The sequence below is a fragment of the Marseilla massiliensis genome (genome assembly GCF_016899955.1).
In the GTDB taxonomy this organism is placed as follows: Bacteria; Bacteroidota; Bacteroidia; order Bacteroidales; family Bacteroidaceae; genus Prevotella; species Prevotella intestinigallinarum.
The window spans coordinates 198,848-223,774 of the sequence record NZ_JACJJL010000004.1 but is presented as its reverse complement, the minus strand read 5'-3'; the positions used below and the strand labels follow the sequence as shown (position 1 = coordinate 223,774).

The following is a 24,927-nucleotide window of genomic DNA, read 5'->3' as shown; positions in this document are numbered from 1 at the left end:
AAGTTAAGGTCTAAGAAAAACGGGAAATTTTAAAAGGGTAAAATAAAATTGACCCCCAACACCAGGACTTTAAAGGGTCAATCATATTGTAGCCAAAGGTGGGCAAATACTGCTTGGCCAAAAGGGTCAAATTCGCGTGGCTTTTCCAACGGTTGCCAACAAACATCAAGTGACTACGATTATGCTCAATGAATTGTACCCGGAACTGGCTTTGACCGTCAAGGCATACGAGAAACTGACGGAAACGGTTGGTATGGATTCCACACTAACCATATTCTGGGAACAAGTCAATGTCGTTAGAAAGGATTTAAAAAAATCGAAGAAAATGAATTAAGAACGAATCAAAAAAGGTGTGGTCGATAAAACTTTTAAAACAACAACGCATATTCGGTGATTTGCATCTTGAGCTTTTCTTGTAACGAGAACGAAAGTATAGCCGCATAATGTCTTGTGAATTTTACTTGTAACAAAAAAGGGGTTGGCCAATAAGTAGACAGAGCCAACAGCGGAGTTTGACGATAATGGCAGAACGACGGTATGGCTGAGGATCAGATAGAAACATGCTGGAATACAACGATGTAACTGAGAAATTAAGCTGGATTCGCAATCTCGATTTCCTAAGGTGAAATGGTTTTACCCCCAGCATACAAATTTGCCACCATAAATATCGTCTGCCTTTTCGTCATCAAGGATTATGCATTCATCCTCCAAGCGACTCAAATCCAAACTCTCAGCAAGCTTGATTAAACCTTTTTCTTCCATATCGAAAATAGTTTACGGTTATTCCTACTCTTTTCAAGATTTTCGGATTCCTCTGTTTGATTATTTAAAATCTATTTTTCTCAGTTTGTCCTGCTCCACTACCACGGTAGCGGTCGCGAGTTGTATTGAAGTTATATTGGAAAGTCAATTGGAAAGAACGATTGTCAGCCTTGTTTATTTGGAAGAGCGTCACGTCCTTATTATAGAATGTAAAGTTCCTTCCGCTTTTGTTTAATATATCGTTGGCTTCAAATGTAATGCTAAACCTATTGTTGAAGAATGCCTTATAAAGTTTGACGTTTACATAAGAAGTCGGTTTTATCGCCATATTGTCTTCGTTTCCTTTGCTCATCCATTGCACATCAACATTCATCCAAATATCCAACGGCAAGTGTATGGCGTTTTGCCATTGTACAAGGGCTATCGGGTCATTCAGTTTTTTACGTCCGTCAGCGAAGTCAATCATAAACCATTGCTTCAATACACCAACATTCAACTTAGGCTGCCAGAAGCCGAATTGGAACTGGCACCCGATGAATGCTTCCAGCTTCTTTATACCCGACAGGTTGTCTTTTGTTATAAGCTTCACCTCACCGCTCTCATCGTATGGCACGGTAGTGTTAAGAAGAGGATTCTTGTTATAGGTGAACGACACTTGCGCAAAGATTTGCCGCCATGCACCCATCAGCTCGAAAGAGTGTATCTTTTCCGGCTTCAGGTATGGATTTCCACCCTCAAGGGTGAAGCGGTTAATATAATCCACTGTGCCGTCAAGGTCAGCGTAGCTTGGACGTTGTGTCTTATTAGTGTAGCTAAGTGCAAGTTGCACGTTCTTAATCATTGTTGACACCGACAACGATGGAAACAGGTTGTTGTAAGTCTTATCTTGTTCAGGATTCGTCACCCCGTTCTCGATATAGCTGAAATTCACATGCTCATACCTCAACCCTGCAGCAATCTCAACCATACCGAACCGTTGTGTCAGTTGGGTAAATCCGGCAATGTTATTCTCTTCAACTTGCGACGCTGCATCGCTAACCAGTTCAGCATCGGTGTTATAAATATTTTTAAAGCGTGACGATGTAAATTCTTCGCCGATTTCAAGTTGTCCTTTCCATACGGGATAACTCAAGGTAAGTTTTTGGGCGAACATGCGTCCGTGATTTACACTTGATGAATTAACCTGTGTATATCCAGAGGTTGTGCCCTGTTCTTCATTAAGTATGTTATTACGGTTTTTATTCCACATAAAATCAACGTTGAGGTCTATGCCGAGCTTACCGACAAGTCCGTTGTAATACAGGTTTGTATAATGTCTTGGATAATTATCTCTCTTGCTTTTTGCCGTTGATGAAATCTTGTCTTCAAGAATGTCATCTATCTTTATCTCACTGTCATAACCGCCGTTGTCTGTCTGTTTGGAGAACCCGTTGGAATAGTATGCGCCAATTGAATTGTTCTCATTGAACAAGTAAGAGAACCCCGCTTTCCCATAAAACTCATTATTGCGCATATTGCCTTTTGAGTCTATTTGCTGGTCGATAAGCCTGCTTCCATAAGTTACCATATCGTTGGATACATGGTTTTGAAACTTTCCATTCATATATCCGAAATTGGTGAACACTTCAAGACCGCCGGTGCGATACTTTAAGTTTGCTTGTTCTCTTGTTACGAAATAATGCTGAAAACCGTTCTGGCTGCGCAGCGTGCCGCTCCAACCGTCGCCCTGCGGCCGTTTCATCTGTATTCGGATAACTGATTTTACTGATGCGTCATATTTTGCTCCGGGATTTGTTATTACTTCAACGTTTTTTATGTCGGAAGAGTTGATATGCGAAAGTTCTGTCATATCCAAAATCTTCCTGCCGTTGACATAAATCAGAGGCGTCCCCTTGCCAAACACTTCAAAATTGCCGTCTCGCCCCGACACCATCGGGACTTGGCTCAACACGTCGTTTGCCGTACCGGCATGGGCAAGTACACTGTTTTCTACACTTGTTACAAGCGCGTTCCCTTTGATTGCCGTAACAGGACGGTTTGACTTAACGATAACCTCGCCAAGCATGATGTTATCCAGCGACATCGTAATCGTACCTAAATCGCCTGTTGGAGGAACAGGCTTTATTTGCTCAACATATCCTATTGAAGTAAGTCTTACCAACTTGGTTGTCGCGTCATGATTCTCAAACAAGAAACTCCCGTCGGCTTTTGTAACCGTTCCGGCAATATATGTAGAATCTTCACCGGAAAGAAGTATAACGTTCACGAACTCTATCGGAACATTGCTCGCATCAACGACCTTACCAGTGATACCTTGAGCAAGAGCAGTGCAAACGCTAAAAACATATGTCAAGAGAACTATTACTCTTTGGCTTATGCTCGTCTTCCAAAATTTGTGATTTATGGAAAGTCGTGCGCTTAATTGGGATTTACGTCTACTTTTTTTCATTTATGCACTATGAAGTGATTTAAACTTATTTCATTCTCTTAAAATCGTATCAAAATGTTAAAGCACAGCGTACAAATTGAATTGTTCCCTATATTATGGTGACCAAACTCATATATAGTGAAAGTCCAATGTACACTATGCTCGACAAAGATACGATAAAAAATGAAATATTGCCTCATCTTTCCAAGGCAAAACGTGGTTATGCCACTCAAAGTTGTCTCATAGAGGTGGTAAACGCCATCTTGTACAAGTTGAAGACCGGTTGTCAATGGGCGTTCCTTCCTGTGGAAGCCCAGTTTAGCGGCAAGGTACTGAGCTATGGTGCCGTGTATCATCATTACAACAAATGGAGCAAGTCGGGCGAGTGGAAATCCATGTGGGTCAGGTTGCTTGACAAACACCGCCATAAGTTGGACATGTCCAGCGTGGATTTGGACGGGAGCCACACGGCTGCACTCCGTGGCGGTGAAGAAGTCGGATACCAGGGACGGAAGAAACGGAAGACGACCAACGCACTCTACCAGACAGACAGGCAAGGACTTCCGATTGCCATGTCTTCTCCGAAATCTGGCGAACACCATGACGTACATGACATAGAAAAGGTCATCGGTGACATGTTCAACGACCTTGAGAAATCCCATATCCGGGTTGATGGTCTTTTCCTCAATGCCGATGCCGGATTCGATTGTGATGTCTTACGTGGTTTCCTGGGTGAAAAAGAGATCATCGCAAACATCTGCATCAATAAACGGAGAGAAAATGCCGATGACATCTTTGTTGATGATGAACTATATGCTGAAAGGTATTCCATCGAACGAACCAACGCTTGGATGGACAGTTTCAGGACGCTACTGAACCGGTTCGATACAACTGTTTCAAGTTGGATGTCTTGGAATTACTTGGCATTTGCAGTCTTGTTACTGAAGAAAATTTCACGAAAACAAAAAGTTTAAATCACTTCAATATCTTAATTGTTTATAAAATAATTTCGTTTGTAGTTTTCCTGTCTGTTGAAGATCCTAAATTCAACTGATAGTACGTAATAGCATAATTACCACAAGCAATTATACCCTCCACATTTTTATACCCAGAAATCAATCTTGCACTCATGTTTAGTATATGTTTGCGACATGTTTCTTTCTAAATTTCAATCTTTTTTTTCTCTCCTTCCATTGTTGTTAAATATAGAGTATTATCAACGAAAGTGAAATCTTCTATTAAGTCAAAAAACTCTTATTTATTTACTATCCCATTAATATTTACAACTTTCAGCTCTGCTTCTTCAAGAACAAGCAATTTTTCTTTCTTGTAATGTAACCCAATTAATGGTGTAAACAACTCTATTTTGGAAATAACATCACCTTTTGATAAAGAAATAAAATATAAAAATTTATCGACTTCTATTATAAGTCTATCATATTGGCCTAAAACAATTAAATTTAATTTGCTTGGATGTGTTTCAGAACTAAACCCTATGCAAAACTTAATTCTTTTTGATAATGAATCAACTAATTTAAGGACACAGTGATTATCTCCATATGTATCTTGTAGATATATTTTATTTGTACTTTTTTGATTAAAAAAGTACGTCTGTACTTCTGAATATCTTTCAGACGAAAAAGATTCAATTATTATATTGTCACAATTTATTATCATATTTTATCCTCCTTTAAGCATTATAGTAATTAACTTATCTCCTTCCCAAATACTCTCGACTTTAACACCTCCCCGTGGTCCCATCAATAAAGATTCTCTAAGCACTCTTCCATTAGTTAGGGGAATCCCTTCTGTATTATTGAACACTTGACATAAATGACTTTTCAATAAAGCTCGTCCCGCAGAATTATCTTGAATACCTATTCTATTCAGATTTCTAAGCATATCTGTATATCTTTGTATATTATGAATTCTGCCAGTTGCTTTCCCAAAAAGAAAATCTAATTTCCTCCCTAAATTCGGGATTATACTACTATTTTTATTTGTTTTAGAATAATTCAACCCAAACAGATCTATCTGCACATTAGTAGTTTCAACATATCCATATAACGTTGGATTATTTCCCACCAATCCAATCGGGTCCTGCGAGATATAACATCCCATATTGGGGGAATAGTACCTGAATCGGTTGTATGCCAGCTCGGTCTCATAGTCATAGTACTGCCCTTGGAAGAGGAACGGAACCGTCACGTTCTTATAGTAGGAAGTCCTTCTATGGCATTCCTCCTTGATAATCTTCCCGTTCATATCAAGCCGTCTGTACCATACTTCCTCGCCGTTCTCATCGTACATCTCAGTAGGGGTACCCAAATGGTCGGTCATGATGGAATAGGTATGCCCGTCCTGCAACAAAGCCAAAGGTACAAAGCTGCTTTCTTCAAAAATCCATGTCTTGAAGTCTTCCTCATAAGGTTTCCAGCCCTTGTCCTCATAACGTTGTCCGCTCGTCCATTCGTGTAGCGGTACGTTTCCGTTCCACAACCAGTTGGTCTGCTCAGATGCCGATTTACTCAGTCGTCTGCCAAGGGCATCATAAGTGAACTCCACCCAATGCCCGTGTCTGTCGGGACGCTGCACGCCCGCAAGACTTCCGTTTTGGTTCTTAAGAATGCGATTTCTTGCCATGGCAAAGCCTGAACAAGTTCCGCTTTGCTCATTTGGCTTAACGAAATCGTTCCATGCGTACTTCCAGTGCTCACGCTTGGCATCCCACCATTTGCCGCTTCCTTTGTAGCGTTCCACGAGGTTGCCGTCCTTGTCGTAGCCGTAACGCCATTCTCCGTCCGTTTCCATCCGGCTGTCTTCAATCTTTTCCTTGGAGGCGCAAGCATTGGCGGAAAGCAAACAAAGGAAAAATGCCATGTGCAGCATCCACAGCAAGTGCCAACCCAGCCGTGGGTGGGTCAAGGTGTCGGTGCGCTGCGTAATAACGGCTCTGCTCATGGATTTTTTAGGCTAATATTGTGATTGCAAATATAAGTTTATTCAGGCAATTTGCTATTGAAAATCTGTATAATTGTGATTTCTGAATTACATTTGGCATCAAAACGACCACTATAGTTTTAAGATTGAAGAGCCCGGCATGTTTGTATTCTACTTACGTTGCCTTATAGATTGCCCCGTTTGCTTCTTCTCATAGCCGTCTATGCTATTCCGCAATCACGTGCTTCTGCCTTGGTAGTCCAACTCAAGCCCGATGTTGATAAGACCAAGCCAGCTTCAGGGGGCATTCGCCAAGTAGGGTAGTGGACAATGTATTTTCACAGGTAAATCTTGCCGTCATGGCGACGAAGGTTGTGGATGGATGATTCACGGGTGTCGTGGCGGCATGAAATAAGGCCGTGGCACACCCCTGCACCACGCTCATTGCCTATATGGTGGTAGGGGTGTCCCGGCCCTGCGGCTTCCTGTCAGATGCTTATGGTTCGGTCGATGCCTATGTCTTGAATGAACTGTTTGTCGTGGCTTACAATGAGCAGCGTTCCGGTATAGGTACTCAGTGTGGCGGCCAGCACTCCATGCTTGATATGTCGATGTTGTTGGTAGGCTCGTCTGCGATTATCATGTCAGGGGCATCCTCGCATACAAGCAGGCAGCATAATGCCAGTTTCATTCTTTCGCCGCCGCTTAGAAAGGCGCATTTCTTGTTCCACGACGCCGCCGTCAGCGAGAAACGGTTCAATAGCATTTTCAGTTCGTGCTCAGGTCTCTTTCCGTTGTAAGCCTCAAGCTGTGTGTAAACAGTCTGTTTGTCATCAATCAAAGAATACTTCTGGTCGAGGCATACAATGTTTAGCGTTTGGCTTCGGCGCACATTGCCGCTTGTGGGATTCAATGCGCCGGTCAACAGCTTTATCAAGGTGCTTTTGCCGCATCCGTTGTCACCCCGGAGCCATACGCGCTCGCCGCTGTATAAGGATATGCTCAATGGCGAGCGTTGCCACAATGGTTCCCGGCCGGGATATCCGAATGTTACGTCTGTTGTTTCCACCAACAGTTTGTTGGCTGGCATGGTAGGGTTGCCAATGTCCAGTTTCATTTCCGGCAGTTTGTGCAGTTCGGTTTGTGCCGCGTTAAGGTCCTGCTTCATGGCCGCCAGCTTTTCCTGTTGCATCTTGTTGAGCCTTGACGCCGAGGCCTCCGATTTGTCGCGCATGTTGCCCATGGCTATTCGGGCCACGCATTTCTTCGCGCTTAGCTTCTCACCCCTTGATGCGTGCTTTTGTTGGCGCTCCATGGCCCGTTGTGCCGACATCTCGGCTTTCTTCAGTTCCTTCTGCCGGTTTTGCAGGCGTGCGGCCTTGGCGGCGTTTTCTGCGTCAACCGTTTCCTTGTACATGTTGTAGCTCATGGGATAGTATTTTATCCCAGAGGCAGACATCTCATATATTGCGGGCATCATGTCGAGCAGCGTCCTGTCGTGGCTTACCACGACCACCGTCCGGTTGGTCTGGCTCACAAACTCGTAGAGCAGGCTCCTGCCTGTTGCGTCGAGGTGGTTGGTAGGCTCGTCCATCAATACGACCGACGGTTGAAAGACATTCAGCCCGGCCAGGAACGCTTTGGTCTTTTCGCCTCCGCTGAGTTTGCCCATCGGCGTGCAGGGCGACATGCCGTTGAGGTGCCATCGGGCGAACGCTTCCGCCAGCCGGTCTTCTGTGTCCCACTCGTCGTTTAGCAGAGTGAAGTCGTGCTCCGTGCCCTGTCCGCCGAGTATTGCCTCCATGGCAGCCAGCTTTTCGGCCACGCCTAAGGCTTCGGCCACGGTCATGCTGTCGTACTGGCCGAAATGTTGCGGTATGAGGTAGGGTGTGCTGTCGCATGCCACCGTGCCGGCGGCACAGGCCGTCTTGCCGGCCATTATTGACAATAGCGTTGACTTGCCTATGCCGTTGTTTCCGATGATTGCGCATTTTTCGCCCTGTTGAACAGTGAAACTTATGTTTTGGAACAGGGGCTCTTTGTCGGGGTGGACATATGCCACCCCTTGAACTTGCAAGCTCATGGTTGTTTGTTGGGATTAAGATGTGTAAGTGTTGTTTGCGTGTAAAACGGTCTATACACCGGACTTGAACAGGCCCGTGGGTGGTTTTGTGGTGTATAGTGAGTTGTTTTTACATCGTGGAAAATAATTTCCTGCAAAGTTAATGCATTTGTTCGGCATTGCCAAGCACCGGTTGCTTGGCTTGCCGGTTTTTAACCTGTTTTTGCGAACTAACGGCTAACTGACGCCGGCAACGTCGCCCTGCGGCAGTGTGGTATGGCGCCTGCCGCTTTCCGTTGTCTCGGCCGGGATTGCAGGAAAAATCAAGCCACAACCCGGTGGCCGTTGGTGAGAGGCCCTCGGGTTGTGGCGGTGGAAAATTGTTGCGCTCTTTGCAACAGACATCTGATGTGCTTTGTCGTCAGTTGGCGGTATTGTTTTGGTGTGCTTCGCTTGTCGTTGTGGTTGGCCACCAAGGTTTATTTGTTGACGTCGAACCTCAGTCCGACGTTGAGGCTGAATGCGAGCGGGTTGTCAGAATAGAACGAAGTGACGTTGCTGCCGTTGTCGAAATGGTAGCTTATGCCCGGTTCGGCGTATATGGCCAACCGTGGCGCAAACCGCCACTCGGCGCCGATGGCGGCATTTGCCGACAGCTGCAGCGGCTTTATGGTCACCTTGTCGCGTGTGGTCGACTGCTCTGCGCCGTCTACTATGGTGCTGGTCTCGTCGCGCCCGCTCACCATCTTCTCGACCATTCCGCCTGCTGTGGCATATACGCCGAAGTGCTTGTTGGCCCAAAAGGTGTAGCTGGCAGCTATCGGCACCCCCACGTAGTGCAGTCGCCGGGTGGTCTGGGCTGCGTAGTTGTCGCCTATGGCGGTGAGCTCGGAGCGCTGGTAGCTGTATGACAGTCCGGCGCTTACGCTCCACCGGTCGTTTATGCGGTAGTTGAGGCTTGCTGAAGCTGTTATGGGCTGGTTGTGGCTCACGCTCGTTGTCGTGGGGTTGTCTTGCGCCAGGGTGGGCAGGCTGTTGTCGCCCCTAAACTGTGCCGCGTGCCATCCTATCGGGTCGGCCTTGGCCAGCAGTGCCGGCAGTGCCGTGGTGGCGCCCGTGGTCGTTGTCGACGAACCCATGGCCAGTGCGGCCCTCAGGCGTTGCCTTCGTGGCGTTAGTCCATGCTCTTGCGTGAGGCCGTATGGCTGTGGCTGCCTGGCGGCGTGCTGCTGCCGCTTGTCGTGCTGTTGCGTCTCTTGTTGCGGTGTTGCCACCTGTGCCGTGCCGTCGGTGGGGGTGGGGGCCGCCGCGTTAGTTTCGGCGGGCTCGGCCTGGGCTCGGCCATCTTGGGCCGGTGCCGGTCTGCGCCCGGTGCCCGCCAAGGCCATTAGGGGCTTAGGCTCGGCCTGGCCGGCCGTGGTGTTCAGCCCCGTCGTGGGTTGGGCCTTGTCGGGCCTGGCGGTGGTCGCCGTTTTCACCATGTCAGCCCCCCGGCCCGCGGTTGGCGGGGTGGTATCGCCCTGCCTTGTGAGCAGCGTCATGGCCGGTGGCAGCGCAATGGCGGCGATGGCTGCGGCGGCAACGAGCCTTCTGCCCCAGGCCAGTGTCGTCTTCATCCGTGCCATATGCGCGGCGTGCACCATCTGGCTGCGCAGCAGTGCCGGGTCGATGGTGGGCGGCTCTTCGGTGTAATTGGCGAGCTTGTCGCGTATGTCGTCTGTCCAGTCGTGGTTCATGGGCTGAGCTTCATTGTTGTCGTTGTTGTCGATATTCGTGTATCATGTGGGCAAGCATGTTCCTTGCCCTGTGGTATTGAGATGCCGATGATGCTTCCTTGATGCCGAGCATGTTGGCTATTTCGCGGTGCGACTTGCCCTCGATGGCGTAGAGGTTGAACACCGTGCGGTAGCCGTCGGGCAGTTTGCGTATCAAGCTGTGTATTTCTTCAGGTGTTATTTCCGTCACGTCGGGCGTCGGTTCGTCGGGTGTGTCCGGCATGTTGTCAAGCGAAGCGAAGTCGGTCTTTCGCCTTGCCCTCAGGAAGTTGACGGCCTCGTTGGCCACTATTCGTGTTGCCCATGACCTGAGCGAGCCCGGCCCCCTGTAGCTGAATTCCCCGGCGTGTTGCATTATCTTTACCATGGCGTCGTGGAACACGTCCTTGGTGTCGTCGGGTGAGGCCACATAGCGTGAGCACACCCCGGCGAGGTACGGGGCGTGCATGGTGTAGAAGCGTGCCACGGCTGTGGTGTCGCCACGGCGCAGACCGTTGGCCAGGTTCTGTTCGCTGTCTTCCTTTGTGTTCTCGTAGGGTGTGCTCACTTTTTCTTTAGGGCGGTGTCAGTCTTTCCGCGGCTTATACTTGAACGTGTGCGTCTTTGTGCCGCTGTATGAGTTCCACTGTAGCGTGATGTTTATTGTCGTGTCAGGTTCGTTGAACGTGCTGTCGAGCCTGAACGCCACGAGTCCGTCGGCCACGGGGCCTGCGGCCGACTCGGGGGCCGCGTCGTGGTAGAACTGCAGCAGGTATGGGGTGTTGACGTCGGTGCGGTGCACCAGGTTCACCCTGTGCGGCCTGCCCGAGGCCCACCGTGTGCGGAAGCGCAGCGTGAGGTAGCCGTCTTCGGCCACGGTCTCGAAGCTGTTTACTATCTCCACGGGGTCGTTGCCGTAGGCCGAGTCGTTTTTCTCGGCAAGGTTGGCAACGGTGGGCTTGGTCAGTATGCTGTCAATCCAGTTTATGGTCACCGTTTGCCCCTGGTGGGCCGTAGGGTTTTCCGTCGGTGTGCAGTTTACCAGCGCCCTCACCTCCTTGTTGCCGAAGGGCGACACCTTCATGTTGGTCGGTATGAACGTTGTCGAGTCGTCCACCTGCAGGTAGAACGAAGAGTTGTCGGCGTTGGGCTTCACGGTCACAATGGCCGTGGGCCTGGCGTAGGGATAGATGTAGTAGTCATCGTCGTCGTTGTCGCACGACTGCAGTGTGGCGGCCGTAGCCAAGAGCCACACGCTTAACAGGGCTGTTGCAATTTTTTTCATGTCAGTGTCGTTTTTGTCATTGTCATCTGCCTATATAACTCTGTTTGCGTGCGATGCTTGCTTCGTCTTGGATTAAATAAAGTTAACGTGGTTTTTGGCCGTGATGTTGCGGGTGGCATCACAGCCGTCCCTCTTCGCGGTATGAGTAGTAGCGTCCGTCGGTTATTATCACGTGGTCGGCAAAGAATATGCGCATGGTGCCGCAGGCGTCGTTGAGCTTTTGCGTTATCCTGTCGTCGTCTTTGCTCGGCCTCGGGCTCTGGCTCGGGTGGTTGTGGGCCAGCGCCACCACGGTGGCGTTGTTGAGCAGCGCCTCGCGCATGATGATGCGCACGTCGACGGCCGTCTCGCTTATGCCGCCGTGCGATATGCGCTCGCGCTTTATCAGCTTGAAGTTCTGGTTCATCAGCAGTATCCAGGCCTCTTCGGTGTCGAGGTCCTGCATGAGCGGGTGCAGGTGGTTGTAAATGGCAGTGGCCGACCCGAGGTCGGGGCGTTCCTCGGCTTTCTCCATCTGTCGCCGCTTGCCCAGTTCGCATGCCGCGAGTATCGTGATGGCCTTGGCCGGCCCCATGCCTTTATACCGTGTCAGATCGGCAATCGAGAGCTTGCCGAGCGTGTTGAGGTTGTTGCGGCAGTCGTTGAGCACTCTCTTGGTCAGCTCCACAGCGCTTTCTCCCGCCGAGCCCGAGCCTATGAGTATGGCCAGCAGCTCGGCGTTCGACAGTGCCGCCGGCCCCCTTAGTGCCAGCTTCTCGCGCGGCCTGTCGTCTTCGGCCCAGTCGGCTATGGTGAGCCTGGGCCGTGCCTCGTCCCTTGGGGTGTTGTCGTTGTTGTTTCCCATGCCCTTGCTTGCCCGGCCTGCGTGGCTATTTGTAGAAATTGCGCTCGAAAGCCTGGAACTCGTCTTTGCCCAATATGCACCGCTTCCACCATGCCTCGATGAATCCGAAGCCGTAGCCCATGAGCTGCACGAAGGCGGCGCCCACCGACAGCAGCCCTATCTTCAGGCTCCTGTTGCGCACGGCCGAGTCGGCCGCTATGATGGCGCAGTAGGCCAGTATGGGCAGCCACGGCGCGGCGCAGAGCCAGTACCAGCGGTGCGGGTCGTCGTAGTGCATGAGCAGCCTGCCGGCGGCCGACGTCAGCAAGAGGGCCATTACGCCCACCGTGAACACCGTGGGCAGCAGGTGGACGAGCTTGAGCGAGCCCGGGTGCCTTTTCTGCAGGTTGATGCGGGCTATGCCGCTGTTGTATACCTGGCGGAAAAACTTGCGCATGTCAGTGCGCCGCTTGTGCCACACCCATGCCCCGGGGAACAGGCGGCAGCGGCATCCCGCCTCGACAATGCGCAGGCTGAAGTCGATGTCTTCGCCGAAGCGCATCTTCGAGAAGCCCCCGAGCCGCAGGTAGACATCGCGGCGCACGCCCATGTTGAACGACCTTGGGTAAAACTTGTCGAGCTTTTTCTTGCCGCCGCGTATGCCCCCGGTGGTGAAGAAGCTTGTCATCGAGTAGCTTATGGCCTTCTGCGTGTCGGTGAACGACGGGTGGGCGCGGTCGGGCCCGCCAAAGGCGTCGGCCGGCGCGGAGGCCAGTTCGTCGGCAATGGCTTGCAGGTAGCCCGGCGGCACCACGACGTCGGAGTCGAGCACTATGAGCCACTCGCCCTTGGCGCGCTCGGCGCCGTAGTTGCGGCTGGGCCCCGGCCCGGAGTTCTTCTTGGCAAAGTATCTGACGTCGAGCTTGCCGGCATACTGCTCGGCCACAGCCCGGCAGTCGCGCTCGGAGCCGTCTTCCACTATTATGACCTCAAAGTCTTTCACTGTCTGCGCGGTGAGGCTCTCGAGCAGCTCGGCCACTTCGTCGGGGCGGTTGTATACGGGTACGATGATGGAGTATTCGCAGTTAGTCATGTCTGTTGGTCGGCTTGGCGCCGGGCTTTAGGGTTGTGGTGGTGGGCGGGCCCGCGCTTTGGGCCCTGCCCTTATCCTGAAAATGCACAGCCCATAATCCGCATAATCGGCAGATTATGGATTGTGCATTGCCATGAGTGCCGCCTTGCCTGTGGTGGCGGGCGGTATATGTCGCGCCGTGGCGCAGCCTTATTCCTTCACGCGGCTGAGGTAGCTGCCGTCGCGGGTGTCAACCTGTATGAGGTCGCCCTCGTTGATGAACAGCGGCACGCGTATCTCGACGCCTGTCTCGAGCGTGGCGGGCTTGGTGGCGTTGGTGGCCGTGTCGCCCTTGATGCCGGGCTCGCTGTGGGCCACGCGCAGGTTGGTCTTCACGGGCATCTCGGCGTAGAGTATGGTACCGTCGGTAGTGTCGGTGACAACCTCGACCACGTCGCCCTCTTTCATGTACTCGCTGCCTATTACAAGGTCGTTGGCTATGGGTATCTGTTCGAAGGTCTCCTGGTTCATGAATATGCGGCCGGTGGGATCCTCGTAGAGATACTGGTAGGGGCGGCGCTCTATGCGCACGTCCTCAAGCTTGAAGCCTACCTGGAAGGTGCGGTCGAGCACACGGCCGTCGGTGACGTTCTTCAGCTTGGTGCGCATCACGGTGTTGCCTTTGCCGGGCTTTACGTGCTGGAAGTCGATGCATACCCACACCTGGTTGTCCAGGCGTATGCAGGTGCCTTTCTTAATTTCCTGTGAGTTAATCATTGTTTTTATTGTTTTACTGTTTCGTTTAAACTTTCCTAAGCGGCTGCAAAGTTACTGAAAATCAAGTGAACAGCAAAGGAATTTTTGCGTTTTTTGATGCCACGCGCCACCTCGCGGGCACAAAAGAGCGGGCTTATGGCAAAAGTTTTGGCTAAAAAAGGCCCAAAGTTTTGTGGGTTCGAAAAAAATGACTACCTTTGCACCCCAAAGTGTACGAATAATAACAATAAATAAAAATAAGGACGATGAAAAGAACATTTCAGCCTCACAACAGAAGGAGAGTGAACAAGCACGGTTTCCGCGAGAGAATGTCAACAAAGAACGGCCGCCGCGTGCTGGCTTCACGCCGCGCCAAGGGCCGCAAGAAGCTGACCGTTTCTGACGAGCACCACGGAAAATAACAGTCCGTGGGCCGCAGCCGGGGCCGCTCCGGCTGGCTGCCGAAGTGGAGCATGGGCGTGTGCCTTTGCTCCACTTCGGCTTTTTTGTGCCGTGGCGCAAGGGGCGCCCGTGGTGGCGCGCCAGATAAATCCAGTGGCTTTGTGGGAGTTGGGGAGTTAGGGAGTAAAGGAGTTAAGACAATAGTTTTTGGGGTTTATTTTGGAGACGGGAGGCAGGAGACAGGAGTACAGACAATAGTTTTGGAAACATGGAATCTCTAGGAGCATTGGTAAGGTGTTGCAGGAAGACAGTCGAATACTATTGTCTTAACTCCTTTACTCCCTAACTCCCTAACTCCTAAAAAGCCCCCTATGTTTGTCGGGTGTCCCCTTTGTGTCGCGTTTTTTTTGTTGGCGGCCAACCCCCTCGCCGCCAGGGGCTAGCCGGCGGATGCCGTTTGGCCCGCCGGAACGGGCCGTTCGGGAGCGTGGCGGGGGCCGTTTTGCAAGCCAATACGGGCCATTTGGCAACGGCGGGTGGCCGCAGTGCCCCATTTGTCAATATTTGTTTCCAACATCGCATGCCCCAATCCGGCCAGCCGTAAGGCTGCGGCCACTACCCGTGGGGCTGCCCGCGGCGGCTATGCCGGCCACCGGGGCACTCCCGCACAGCCCGGCCACGCCCTTTTGGCAGCCGCCGAGGCACAAAAACAGCCAATTGTTTTGCTGTCAGAGCCAAAAGCATTATCTTTGCATGATGCAAGCCGTGAGCGACGGAGGCGGCGGGGGCAACGGCCCCGGTGGCCCGCCGGCAAGGCTCATGCGGGTTGATGGCCGGCAGCACAGGCCGTGAGGTGCGGGCCAACGGCAAGTGAAGTCACGGCAATGACACAGATATCAAGCAATGAAGTCAAAAGAGTTTTTCGGCAAGTTCCTCGACAGGCGGCTCTGGGGCAACCTATTGGCCATGGCTGTGGTGGTGGCGGCGCTGTGCTTTGGAGTGAAGTACGGCCTCGACGTCTACACCCACCACGGCGAGGAGATACCTGTGCCCAACGTCAGGGGCATGGGCTTCAACGAGGCCCGGGCGCTGATAGAGAGCAACGGACTGAGGGTGGCCGTGGCCGACACCGGCTACAACAAGCGCATGCCCGCCGACTGCGTGCTGCTGCAGACGCCCATGGGGGGCGCGCGCGTGAAATCGGGCCGCATGGTTTACCTTACGGTCAACTCGGAGTCGACGCCCACGCTGACGATACCCGACATAGCCGACAACAGCAGTGTGCGCGAGGCCGAGGCCCGGCTTAAGGCCATGGGCTTCCGCCTGACGCCGCCCGAAGAGGTGACAGGCGAAAAGGACTGGGTGTACGGGATAAAGGCCCGCGGACGGCGGGTAGGCATGGGCGACCGCGTGCCCATCGACGTGCCGCTGACGCTTATGGTGGGAAGCGGCACGTATGACGACAGCCTGATGGACATAAATTATGTAGACCCGGCCGAGGTGACAGTGACCTACGGCGGCGAAGACGACTTTGAGGTGGTGGGCGAACAGGCCGGCGAGACGCAGGCCCAGGGCGGCATCGCCACCCAGGCGGAGGCAGGGAAGGAGGGAGCGCAATGACATTCGACGACGAGATAGACTACCTTGAGCCGGGACAGGAGCCCGATGGCGACGCCGGGGCGGAGCAGGGGCAGCTCTACGAGCACTTCCGCGTAGAGGTGGATCGCGGGCAGGCGCCGGTGAGGGTCGACAAGTTCCTCTTCGAGAAACTGCAGCACTCAAGCCGCAACCGCATACAGAAAGCCGCCGACGCGGGCTTCGTCCACGTTGGCGGGCGCCCGGTGAAGAGCAGCTACAAGGTCAGGCCGGGCGAGGTGGTGACGCTGATGCTCGACCGCCCGCACTACGACACCACCATAGAGCCGGAGGACATTCCGCTCGACGTGGTGTATGAAGACGACGACCTCATGGTGATAAACAAGCCGGCGGGCCTGGTGGTGCACCCCGGGTGCGGCAATTTCAGCGGCACGCTCGTCAATGCCGTGGCCTGGCATCTGCGCGGGCTCGACTCATACGACCCCAACGACCCGCAGGTGGGGCTCGTACACCGCATCGACAAAGACACCAGCGGACTGCTGGTGGTGGCCAAGACGCCCGAGGCAAAGACATCGCTCGGCGCACAGTTCTACAACAAGACCACCCACCGGAGCTACAACGCCCTCGTGTGGGGCAACTTCACCGCCGACACAGGCACCATAGAGGGCAACATCGGGCGCGACCCCAAGGACAGGCTGCGCATGGCCGTGTTCCCCCCGGGCTCCGAAGTGGGCAAGGCCGCCGTCACCCACTGGCGCGTGATGGAGCGCTTCGGCTACGTCACTCTCGTGGAGTGCATCCTCGAGACAGGGCGCACGCACCAGATAAGGGCGCACATGAGGCATGAGGGCCACCCGCTATTCGGCGACGAACGGTATGGGGGCACCGAGATTCTGCGCGGCGAGCGCACGGGCAGCTACCGCCAGTTTGTGGCCAACGGCTTCAAGCTGTGCCCGCGCCAGGCGCTGCACGCGCGCACGCTGGGCTTCGTCCACCCACGCACAGGGCGGCAGATGGACTTCACCTCGGAGCTGCCCGCCGACATGGAGCAGCTTGTTGACAGGTGGCGCAGGTATATGAACGCTAACAATGACATAACAACAATATAACGATGAAACAAATAAAGAGAAACATCGCCATCGTTTGCGGCGGCGATTCGTCGGAACACGATGTGTCCATGCGCTCCGCGCAAGGGCTTTACTCATTCTTCGACAAGGAACGATACAATGTATATATAGTAGACGTGAAGGGCCTCGACTGGCACGTCGACCTCGGCGACGGCACCACGGCCTCCATCGACCGCAATGACTTCTCGTTTGTGAAAGACGGTAAAGCCGTGCTCTTCGATTATGCATACATAACCATTCACGGCACGCCGGGAGAGAACGGAGTGCTCCAGGGATACTTCGACCTGATTGGAATACCTTACTCCACGAGCGGCGTTCTTGTCGAGGCGATGACCTTCGACAAGTTCGTGCTCAACCAGTATCTGCGCGGCTACGGCGTGCTCGTGGCCGACAGCCTGCTCATACGCAGCGGCTACGAGGAGCTTGTGAGCGACGACGAGGTGGAGGCACGCATCGGCATGCCCTGTTTCGTGAAGCCGGCAGCCGACGGAAGCAGCTTCGGCATATCCAAGGTGAAGAACAAGGACCAGCTGGCACCGGCCATACGCAAGGCCATGCTCGAGAGCCCGGAGGTGATGGTCGAGGCCTGCATCAACGGCACGGAGATTTCGGTGGGATGCTACAAGACGCGTGAGCGGTCGGTGGTGCTGCCCGCTACCGAGGTGGTGACGAAGAACGAGTTCTTCGACTACGACGCCAAGTACAACGGGCAGGTGCAGGAGATAACCCCGGCGCGCCTCAGCGAGGACACCACGCGCCGAGTGAGGGAGCTCACAAGCCACATCTACGACATACTGCACTGCAACGGCATCATCCGCATAGACTACATCATAGGCCGCGGGCCGGGCAAGGACGGCAAAGAGGTAGACAAGATATACATGCTTGAAATAAACACCACGCCGGGCATGACCGCCACGAGCTTCATACCGCAGCAGGTGCGTGCCGCCGGCATGACCATGACCGAAGTGCTCACGGAGATTGTCGAGAACCAGTTTAATTAAGACAACAACGCGCCGGCTGCCCACCGGAGGCCGGCCCAAACACTTTATTCTGCCATGGATGATGAGTTGAGGCGCTATGACGCCATAAGGCCGTTTGAGCCCGAAGAGCTGCCTGAAGCGTACGACAGGCTGCTGGCCGACGGGCAGTTCAGGGCTGTGCTGGCCGCAGCCGTGCCGGGAGTGCCCTTCGAGGCGCTGGCCGGGGAAGTGAGGAAGTGCAAGTCGTGCCTCGACTTCCAGGTGAAGTTCTGCTATGGTTTCCTCAAGAGGCTTGTCAAGACTGCCAGCGACGGGTGCGACATGGACTGCTCGGCTGTCGACAGGGCCAGCCGCTACACCTTCGTGAGCAACCACCGCGACATCGTGCTCGACTCGGCGTTGCTCGACATGCTCTTGATTGACGCTGGCTTCGGGACCACTTGCGAGATTGCAATAGGCGACAACCTGCTGGCCGCTCCGTGGATAAAAGACCTCGTGAGGCTTAACAAGTCGTTCATCGTAGAGCGCAGTGCCGGGCTCAGGGAGATGCTTGCCAGCAGCAAGCGCATGGCCGACTACATGCACTACGTGATTGCCCGCAAGCACGACAACATCTGGATTGCGCAGCGCGAGGGCCGGGCCAAGGACAGCGACGACCGCACACAACCGTCTGTGCTCAAGATGATGGCCATGGGGGGCGACGGCTCTGCCATCGACAGGCTGCGGCAGCTGCATATCGTGCCGCTGGCCATTTCGTATGAATACGACCCGTGCGACTATCTCAAGGCCATGGAGTTCCAGCTCAGGCGCGACGTGCCGGGGTGGAAGAAGACCAAGGCCGACGACGTGATGAGCATGCAGACGGGCATCATGGGCCGCAAGGGGCGCATACACTACCACTGCTCGACGTGCATCGACGCGTTCCTCGACACGCTCGACCCGGCCATGCCTAAGGGCGAGCTGTTCGACACTGTGGCCAGGCACATAGACCGTGCCATTCACTGCAACTACAGGCTGTATGCCGGCAACTATGTGGCTGCCGACACATTGTGGCCCGGCGAGGGCTACGGCGAGCATTTCACCGAGGCCGAGCGCCGTGTGTTTGAAGATTACGTGGGCGGGCAGCTGGCCAGGATTGAGCTTGAAGGCAAGGACGAGCCGTTCTTGCGCGAGTGCATTCTAAGGATGTATGCCAACCCCGTGCGCAACAACAGGGCGGCATTAGCAGCTACAGTTTGAACCATCAGCGGCGGCACCTCGCTCCAAAGGCAAGGCGCCGCCGCAATGTTTCCACATTATTATGATTAAGAAGTCTATTCTCTTTTTGCTGGCAACCGTGCTCGCTGCTTGCCAGGTGGACAGCTACGACAGTGGCGACGGCGAATACTCGCTGCTCACTGCCGACTTTGTCGAGGCGCATACGTCGCAAGCCTCTGCCGTAGACTATGCCGTCACCGACGGCGGCGACTCGCTCGTAATGCAGCAGCCGCTGAGCGCCGACTGGGCCGACAAGGCCGACACGCTATACAGGGCCATACTGTATTACGACCATGCCGACGGCACAGAGGTGCGGGCAAGGAGCATTGTGCAGGTGCCGGTGCTGCGGCCAAACCCTCCGTCGGCTTTTGGCACGGTGCGCACCGACCCCGTCGACCTTGAGAGCGTGTGGCTCAGCCCGTCGGGAAAGTATCTCAACATCGGGCTTTACGTAAAGGTAGGCGAGGGCGGACCGCAGGGGGCAAGGCACACCGTGGGCCTTGTGTGCGACTCCGTCGGTGTGTCCCAGGCCGGGGGCCGCACCGCTTACCTGCGCTTTTATCACGACCAGGGAGGCGTGCCGCAGTACTATTCGTCGAAGACTTACGTCAGCATAGGCTGCGCCTCGTTGCGTGCCGACTCGGTGGAGCTGGCCGTCGAGACCTACGATGGCACGTCGGTGCGCTGCTTCCGACTGTCAGAGCAGTGACTGCAGCTGTTCGAGCTCGGCCTCGGTAGTGGCCCAGCTCGTCACGAAGCGGCAGACGGTGTGGCTTTCGTCGGCCTTTCCCCAATGGGTGAACAGCACGTCGCGCGACAGGCGCTCAACGTCGTCGTTGCCTATTATCACAAACTGCTGGTTGGTGGGCGAGTCGATCCAGAAGCGGTAACCTTTCTTTTCAAACATCATGCGCATTCTCTTGGCCATGTCTATGGCATGGCGCGAGATGTCGAAATAAAGCCCGTCGGTGAACAGGGCGTCGAATTGTGCGCCCAGCAGGCGTCCCTTGGCCATGAGCGCCCCGTGTTGCTTCTGTATGGTGAAGAAGTTGCGCGGGGCGTTTCCGTGCGTGAACACCACGGCTTCGCCGCATAGTGCCCCTGCCTTGGTGCCCCCGATGTAGAACGCATCGCAGTGGCGGGCAAGGTAGGGCAGCGTGATGTCGTTGCCGTCGGCGGCCAGGCCGTAGCCAAGGCGCGCCCCGTCGACATACAGCGGTATGTTGTTTCGGCGGCAAATGCGGTATATCGCGTCGAGCTCGGCAGCGCTGTAGATGGTTCCCAATTCCGTTGGGAGGGTGATGTAGACAAGGCCCGGGAACACCGAATGGGCGTTGTTTTCGTCGTTGTTGAAGCCTTCGAGGTATTTGTCCAGGTCTTCCGCCCTCATCTTTCCCCCGTGGCCGGGCAATGTTATCACCTTGTGCCCGGTGAACTCTATGGCTCCTGCCTCATGCACATTGATGTGGCCGCTGTCTGCGGCTACCACTCCCTCGTATTGGCTGAGCAAAGAGTCGATGACGGTGGCGTTGGTCTGTGTGCCCCCGGTCAGGAAGAATATCACGGCGTCTTCGTCGTCGCAGGCTGCCATTATCTTGGCCTTTGCGCTTTCGCAGAATTGGTCGGCCCCGTAGGGCAGTGTCCGCTCCTCGTTTGTCTCAACCAGTCGTTGCAACACCTTTGGGTGTGCCCCGTTGTTATAATCGTTTTCAAATGAAATCATAAGCTGTGTGTTAAGTGGGCCTTTGGCGGCCCTGTCGTGGCGGCGGGCGCTCCGCCGGTGCCGCCATTGCCGGTTTGGCGTTGCAGTGATGCAGCAAGAGAGCGGCAAGTGAGCTTGCTCTGAATCTTCCGGGTGCCGCTTATCTTATGCAAAGATACTTCAACTGCGAGAAAGTTCAAAGCAAAATCCATGATTTTTTCGTTTGCCGCGGCTCGCAGCATGGCGGATGCCCGGTGCCCTTGCCTGCGTTTTCCAACAGTCCGCCGACGGCGGTTGCCGTTGGCGTCGGCCCTGTTGGCGTGTGGTCGGGGCATGGATAGGCTAACGGTCTGGTTTGCAGCAGTTTGCAAAATGGGCCGTTCGGGCTCTTAAAACGTGCCGTTTGGACAGTCAATACGGCACGTTTCGCATTGCAAAACAGGCCGTATCGGCCATGAGGCGTGGCGAAGCATCGCCCCCGGGCCTTGCTTGAGCGCAAGTGCCCCGCATACGCCGTGGCGGCGGTATGCGGGGCACTCGTATTGGGTTGCTGTGGCGTCAGAGGCTCTCGAGCATCCGCTTGATGACCACCGAGGCCGAAATCTCACGGTTGGCGGCCTCGGGTATTACCAGCGAGTCGGGGCTTTCGATGACGTCGTCGGTTACTATCAGGCCGCGCCTTACCGGCAGGCAGTGCATGAACTTGCCGTGGTCGGTTACGGCCATGTGCGCCGCGTCGATGGTCCAGCCCATGTCGCGGCTCAGTATCTTGCCGTAGTCGGCAGGGTTGGTCACCCCGGGGCAACTCCAGTTTTTGGCGTAAACGAAGTCGGCGCCCTCGAGAGCCTTCATCTGGTTGTACTCTATGCGCGCGCTGCCGGTGAATTTCGGGTCGAGCTCATAGCCTTCGGGGTGGGTTATCACGAAGTCTACGTCGGCCGCATTCATCCATTGCGCAAACGAGTTGGGCACAGCCTGGGGCAGCGCCCTGCAATGCGGGGCCCACGACAGCACCACCTTGGGGCGCTTCTTCGTCTTGTGTTCCTCGATGGTAATGAGGTCGGCAAACGCCTGCAGTGGGTGTACGGTGGCCGTCTCCATGGCAAACACGGGCCTGCCGCTGTATTTTATGAACTGGTTGAGCACCGTCTCGGCATAGTCGTAGTCGCGGTCTTGCAGCCCGGCGAAGCTACGCACGCCAATCATGTCGCAGTAGCAGCCCATCACCGGTATGGCTTCGAGCAGGTGCTCGCTCTTGTCGCCGTCCATGATAACGCCCCGCTCGGTCTCCAGTTTCCATGCCCCGGCGTTGACATCGAGCACTATCACGTTCATGCCAAGGTTCATTGCGGCCTTCTGCGTGCTCAGCCTTGTGCGCAGGCTGTTGTTGAAGAAAATCATCATGAGCGTCTTGTTCTTCCCAAGGGCCTGGAATTTGAAACGGTCGTCCTTTATCTCGCGTGCCTCGGCGAGTGCCTTTCCAAGGTCGCCGATGTCTTCTACGTTGATGAATGTTCTCATGTCTTGTCTGTTTAAATGTTGTTTCCTGTTGTTTACTGTGGCTTGCCTGCGGCCCGTCCTACGGCCTTGTCTGCCCCTGTCCGTCAATCAACCACTTGTAGGTGGTGATTTCTTCCAGTCCCATGGGGCCTCTCGGGCCCAGCTTTTGGGTGCTTATGCCAATCTCGGCGCCCAGCCCGAACTGTGCCCCGTCGGTGAAGCTTGTTGGGGCGTTGACGTATACGCATGCCGCGTCGGCCTTGCGCCTGAATCTCTCGGCCACGGCTTCGCTTTCGGTTATGATGCACTCGCTGTGGCCCGAGCCGTAGGTCGCTATGTGCTGCAGGGCCTCGTCGGCAGAGTCGACCGTGCGTATGGCCATCTTGTAGTCCATGAACTCCGTGCCGAAGCTCTCTGTGGTGGCGTGGCAGAGCAGTCTGTCGGGATAGCGCCCGCTTAGCGCCGCGTAGGCGCGCTCGTCGGCGTAGAGCGTCACCCCCTTTCCGGCCAGCGGCTCGCACAGCTGCGGCAGGTCGGCAGTGCGCGCCGAGTGGACGATAAGGCAGTCGAGGGCGTTGCACACGCTGACGCGCCTGGTCTTGGCGTTGCACACTATCCGCCGCCCCATATCGAGGTCTCCCGAGGCGTCGAAGTAAGTGTTCACCACCCCGGCCCCGGTCTCTATCACCGGTATGCGTGCCGTGTTGCGCACAAAGTCAATCAGCTTGCGCCCGCCTCGGGGTATGCACAGGTCTATGTAGCCGGTGGCCCCGAGCATCTCGGCTGTGGCTTCGTGGGTCGAGGGCAGCAGCTGCACGGCGGCCGTGTCGACCCCGTGGCGTTGCAGTGCCTCGTGTATCAGTGCCACGCCTTCGCGGTTTGAGCTGTCGGCATCCTTCCCCCCTTTCAGTATGCAGGCGCTTCCGCTCTTGAAGCATAGCGCGAACACGTCGAAAGTAACGTTGGGCCGTGCCTCGTATACAATGCCGATGACGCCGAAAGGCACGCTGACGCGCCTTATGTGCAGCCCGTTGGGCAGTGTGCGGTCGTGGCTCGTGCGGCTCAGCGGCGACGGCAGCAGTGCCACGTTGCGCATGTCGGCGGCAATGGCGTCGAGCCTTTCGGCCGTCAGCCGGAGCCTGTCGTAGAGCGGGTTGGCCTTGTCCATGCGGGCCAGGTCGGCCTCGTTGGCCGCGAGCAGCCGCTCTTTGCCGGCCACGATGGCGTCGGCCACGTCGGCCAACACCGCGTTGCGTTCATCGTCGGTCATGTCGGCAAGTGTGCCGGCAGCCCTTCTCACGCTTTTGAATGTGTCTGTAAGAGTCATAGTCTTTGCTTTTTCGTGTCAGTGTATTGTGATGCCGGCAGGCGCGGTTGGCTTCCGGCGTGTCACTCTTGCGGGTCAAGGCACAGGTAGTCGTAGTGCACGAGCGGTTTCACGTCGTGCTTTCCTATGAGCCTCCGTGCGTCGTTGCTGCCGTAGGCGCTGCGGCCCACGCCCATGCGCCGGCCTTCGCCGTCGGCGATGGTCACGATGTCGCCCTCCTCAAACTCGCCTTCGATGGCGGTGACGCCCACCAGCAACAGGCTCACGGCGCGGTCGCCGCGTAGCACCTTGGCCGCCTTGTCGTTGATGTGCACCAGGCCCTTGGCGAAGCTCGCGCTGTGGGCGAGCCACTTTTTCATGTTTGATGCAGGCTCGGCGTTGGGCGTAAACTCCGTGTGCAGGGTGCCTTCGGGGTTCGACAGCAGGTCGGTAAGTATGTTGTCGCGCTTGCCGTTGGCAATGATTACCCTGATGCCTTCTTCTGCCACCTTCCTTGCAATGTGGCATTTGGTGAGCATACCGCCGCGCCCGAAGCCGCTCTTTTCCTGCCGTATGTATGTGCTGAGGTCACTGCCTGGCTCAACCCGCCTTATCACCCGGGCCCCGGGCGCGCCCGGCTCTCCGTCGTAGATGCCGTCGATGTTGCTCAATATGACGAGCGCGTCGGCGTCCATCATGGCCGCGATGAGCCCCGACAGCTCGTCGTTGTCGGTGAACATCAGCTCGGTGACGCTTATTGTGTCGTTCTCGTTGACTATAGGTATCACCCCGTTGGCTATCATCACCGTCATGCACGAGCGTTGGTTGAGGTACTCGCGCCTTGTTGCGAAGCTCTCTTTCATCGTCAGCACCTGGCCGACGGGTATGCGGTATTCGCGGAAAAGGTCGTAGTAGAGGTTGATGAGCTTGGCTTGCCCGAGGGCGGAGAACAGCTGGCGCTGCTCAACGCTGCCGAGCTTGTGGCCCACCTTGAGCTCACTGCGGCCGCAGGCCACGGCCCCGCTTGACACGAGAATCACCTCGTGGCCGCCGGCCCTGAGTGCCGCCACCTGGTCGACAAGGGCCGACATGCGGGTGATGTCGAGCTTGCCGTTGTCGCGGGTCAGCACGTTGCTGCCCACCTTTATTACTAAGCGCACGTTGTCGTTGGTCTT

Annotated in this window: 22 protein-coding genes and 1 pseudogene; 8 read left to right on the top strand and 15 right to left on the bottom strand. The window is 54.9% G+C overall.

Annotation, left to right across the window (positions count from 1 at the left end):
• Positions 1 to 148: 148 nt before the first annotated feature.
• Positions 149 to 334, top strand: a pseudogene (locus H6B30_RS16665) (hypothetical protein); the annotation flags it as partial.
• A 299-nt stretch (positions 335 to 633) separates the two neighbouring features.
• Here H6B30_RS16665 and H6B30_RS16535 read toward each other — a convergent pair.
• Both H6B30_RS16535 and H6B30_RS04055 read right to left on the bottom strand, forming a co-directional pair.
• Positions 634 to 762: a hypothetical protein gene (locus tag H6B30_RS16535; RefSeq protein ID WP_262896795.1), complete on the bottom strand. Its 129-nt coding sequence runs from the start codon at positions 760 to 762 to the stop codon at positions 634 to 636.
• Between the two features lie 64 nt (positions 763 to 826).
• Positions 827 to 3,115: a TonB-dependent receptor domain-containing protein gene (locus H6B30_RS04055; RefSeq protein ID WP_205108171.1), complete on the bottom strand. Its 2,289-nt coding sequence runs from the start codon at positions 3,113 to 3,115 to the stop codon at positions 827 to 829.
• Between the two features lie 191 nt (positions 3,116 to 3,306).
• Here H6B30_RS04055 and H6B30_RS04050 point away from each other — a divergent pair, with 191 nt between their 5' ends.
• The gene (locus tag H6B30_RS04050) at positions 3,307 to 4,164 is read left to right on the top strand and encodes an IS5-like element ISBf6 family transposase (protein WP_205108169.1); all 858 of its coding nucleotides are present in this window, start codon (positions 3,307 to 3,309) and stop codon (positions 4,162 to 4,164) included.
• A gap of 280 nt (positions 4,165 to 4,444) precedes the next feature.
• Here the strand turns inward: H6B30_RS04050 and H6B30_RS04045 are convergent, their stop codons facing one another.
• From H6B30_RS04045 to efp, 9 genes are all read right to left on the bottom strand, one after another.
• A complete protein-coding gene (locus H6B30_RS04045; protein ID WP_205108168.1) occupies positions 4,445 to 4,867 on the bottom strand; it encodes a hypothetical protein in 423 nt (140 codons plus the stop codon).
• A gap of 3 nt (positions 4,868 to 4,870) precedes the next feature.
• Complete coding sequence (locus H6B30_RS16660) at positions 4,871 to 6,151, bottom strand: RHS repeat-associated core domain-containing protein (protein WP_205108166.1); 1,281 nt, start codon at positions 6,149 to 6,151, stop codon at positions 4,871 to 4,873.
• Between the two features lie 553 nt (positions 6,152 to 6,704).
• A complete protein-coding gene (locus H6B30_RS04035; protein WP_205108164.1) occupies positions 6,705 to 8,213 on the bottom strand; it encodes an ATP-binding cassette domain-containing protein in 1,509 nt (502 codons plus the stop codon).
• Positions 8,214 to 8,671: 458 nt separating this feature from the next.
• On the bottom strand, positions 8,672 to 9,928 hold the full coding sequence (locus tag H6B30_RS04030; RefSeq protein WP_205108162.1) for a porin family protein: 1,257 nt from the start codon (positions 9,926 to 9,928) through the stop codon (positions 8,672 to 8,674).
• 10 nt (positions 9,929 to 9,938) lie between these two features.
• Entirely contained in the window at positions 9,939 to 10,514 is a 576-nt protein-coding gene (locus H6B30_RS04025) for an RNA polymerase sigma factor (protein ID WP_249084495.1), read from the bottom strand.
• An 18-nt stretch (positions 10,515 to 10,532) separates the two neighbouring features.
• On the bottom strand, positions 10,533 to 11,231 hold the full coding sequence (locus H6B30_RS04020) for a NigD1/NigD2 family lipoprotein (protein WP_205108160.1): 699 nt from the start codon (positions 11,229 to 11,231) through the stop codon (positions 10,533 to 10,535).
• 118 nt (positions 11,232 to 11,349) lie between these two features.
• A complete protein-coding gene (radC, locus tag H6B30_RS04015) occupies positions 11,350 to 12,075 on the bottom strand; it encodes a RadC family protein (RefSeq protein ID WP_205108158.1) in 726 nt (241 codons plus the stop codon).
• A gap of 25 nt (positions 12,076 to 12,100) precedes the next feature.
• Entirely contained in the window at positions 12,101 to 13,147 is a 1,047-nt protein-coding gene (locus H6B30_RS04010) for a glycosyltransferase (protein WP_205108156.1), read from the bottom strand.
• 189 nt (positions 13,148 to 13,336) lie between these two features.
• Complete coding sequence (gene efp, locus H6B30_RS04005; RefSeq protein ID WP_205108154.1) at positions 13,337 to 13,903, bottom strand: elongation factor P; 567 nt, start codon at positions 13,901 to 13,903, stop codon at positions 13,337 to 13,339.
• A gap of 245 nt (positions 13,904 to 14,148) precedes the next feature.
• On the opposite strand from efp, the gene rpmH reads away from it, so the two are divergent.
• The 6 genes from rpmH to H6B30_RS03975 all read left to right on the top strand — a co-directional run bounded on the left by rpmH (position 14,149) and on the right by H6B30_RS03975 (position 19,953).
• Complete coding sequence (rpmH, locus tag H6B30_RS04000) at positions 14,149 to 14,304, top strand: 50S ribosomal protein L34 (protein ID WP_172206299.1); 156 nt, start codon at positions 14,149 to 14,151, stop codon at positions 14,302 to 14,304.
• Between the two features lie 883 nt (positions 14,305 to 15,187).
• Positions 15,188 to 15,904 (top strand): PASTA domain-containing protein, encoded by a 717-nt coding sequence (locus H6B30_RS03995; RefSeq protein ID WP_205108152.1) that lies wholly within the window; start codon positions 15,188 to 15,190, stop codon positions 15,902 to 15,904.
• Positions 15,901 to 16,989 carry an RluA family pseudouridine synthase gene (locus tag H6B30_RS03990; RefSeq protein WP_205108150.1) on the top strand — a complete coding sequence of 363 codons (1,089 nt, stop codon included), beginning with the start codon at positions 15,901 to 15,903 and terminating at the stop codon, positions 16,987 to 16,989. The genes H6B30_RS03995 and H6B30_RS03990 overlap by 4 nt, the downstream gene beginning before the upstream one ends.
• 2 nt (positions 16,990 to 16,991) lie before the next feature.
• Positions 16,992 to 18,008: a D-alanine--D-alanine ligase gene (locus tag H6B30_RS03985; RefSeq protein ID WP_205108148.1), complete on the top strand. Its 1,017-nt coding sequence runs from the start codon at positions 16,992 to 16,994 to the stop codon at positions 18,006 to 18,008.
• Between the two features lie 54 nt (positions 18,009 to 18,062).
• Positions 18,063 to 19,226, top strand: coding sequence for a 1-acyl-sn-glycerol-3-phosphate acyltransferase (locus H6B30_RS03980; protein ID WP_205108146.1), 1,164 nt, complete (start codon positions 18,063 to 18,065; stop codon positions 19,224 to 19,226).
• A gap of 61 nt (positions 19,227 to 19,287) precedes the next feature.
• Positions 19,288 to 19,953, top strand: coding sequence for a NigD1/NigD2 family lipoprotein (locus tag H6B30_RS03975; protein WP_205108144.1), 666 nt, complete (start codon positions 19,288 to 19,290; stop codon positions 19,951 to 19,953).
• On the opposite strand, the gene H6B30_RS03970 is transcribed toward H6B30_RS03975, so the two are convergent.
• The 4 genes from H6B30_RS03970 to proB all read right to left on the bottom strand — a co-directional run bounded on the left by H6B30_RS03970 (position 19,942) and on the right by proB (position 24,912).
• Entirely contained in the window at positions 19,942 to 20,967 is a 1,026-nt protein-coding gene (locus H6B30_RS03970; RefSeq protein WP_205108142.1) for a threonine aldolase family protein, read from the bottom strand. The two genes, H6B30_RS03975 and H6B30_RS03970, sit on opposite strands and share 12 nt — an antisense overlap.
• A gap of 537 nt (positions 20,968 to 21,504) precedes the next feature.
• A complete protein-coding gene (locus H6B30_RS03965; protein ID WP_205108140.1) occupies positions 21,505 to 22,467 on the bottom strand; it encodes a Rossmann-fold NAD(P)-binding domain-containing protein in 963 nt (320 codons plus the stop codon).
• Between the two features lie 58 nt (positions 22,468 to 22,525).
• Positions 22,526 to 23,773: a glutamate-5-semialdehyde dehydrogenase gene (locus H6B30_RS03960; RefSeq protein WP_205108138.1), complete on the bottom strand. Its 1,248-nt coding sequence runs from the start codon at positions 23,771 to 23,773 to the stop codon at positions 22,526 to 22,528.
• A gap of 62 nt (positions 23,774 to 23,835) precedes the next feature.
• Complete coding sequence (gene proB, locus H6B30_RS03955) at positions 23,836 to 24,912, bottom strand: glutamate 5-kinase (RefSeq protein WP_205108136.1); 1,077 nt, start codon at positions 24,910 to 24,912, stop codon at positions 23,836 to 23,838.
• Between the last annotated feature and the right edge of the window lie 15 nt (positions 24,913 to 24,927).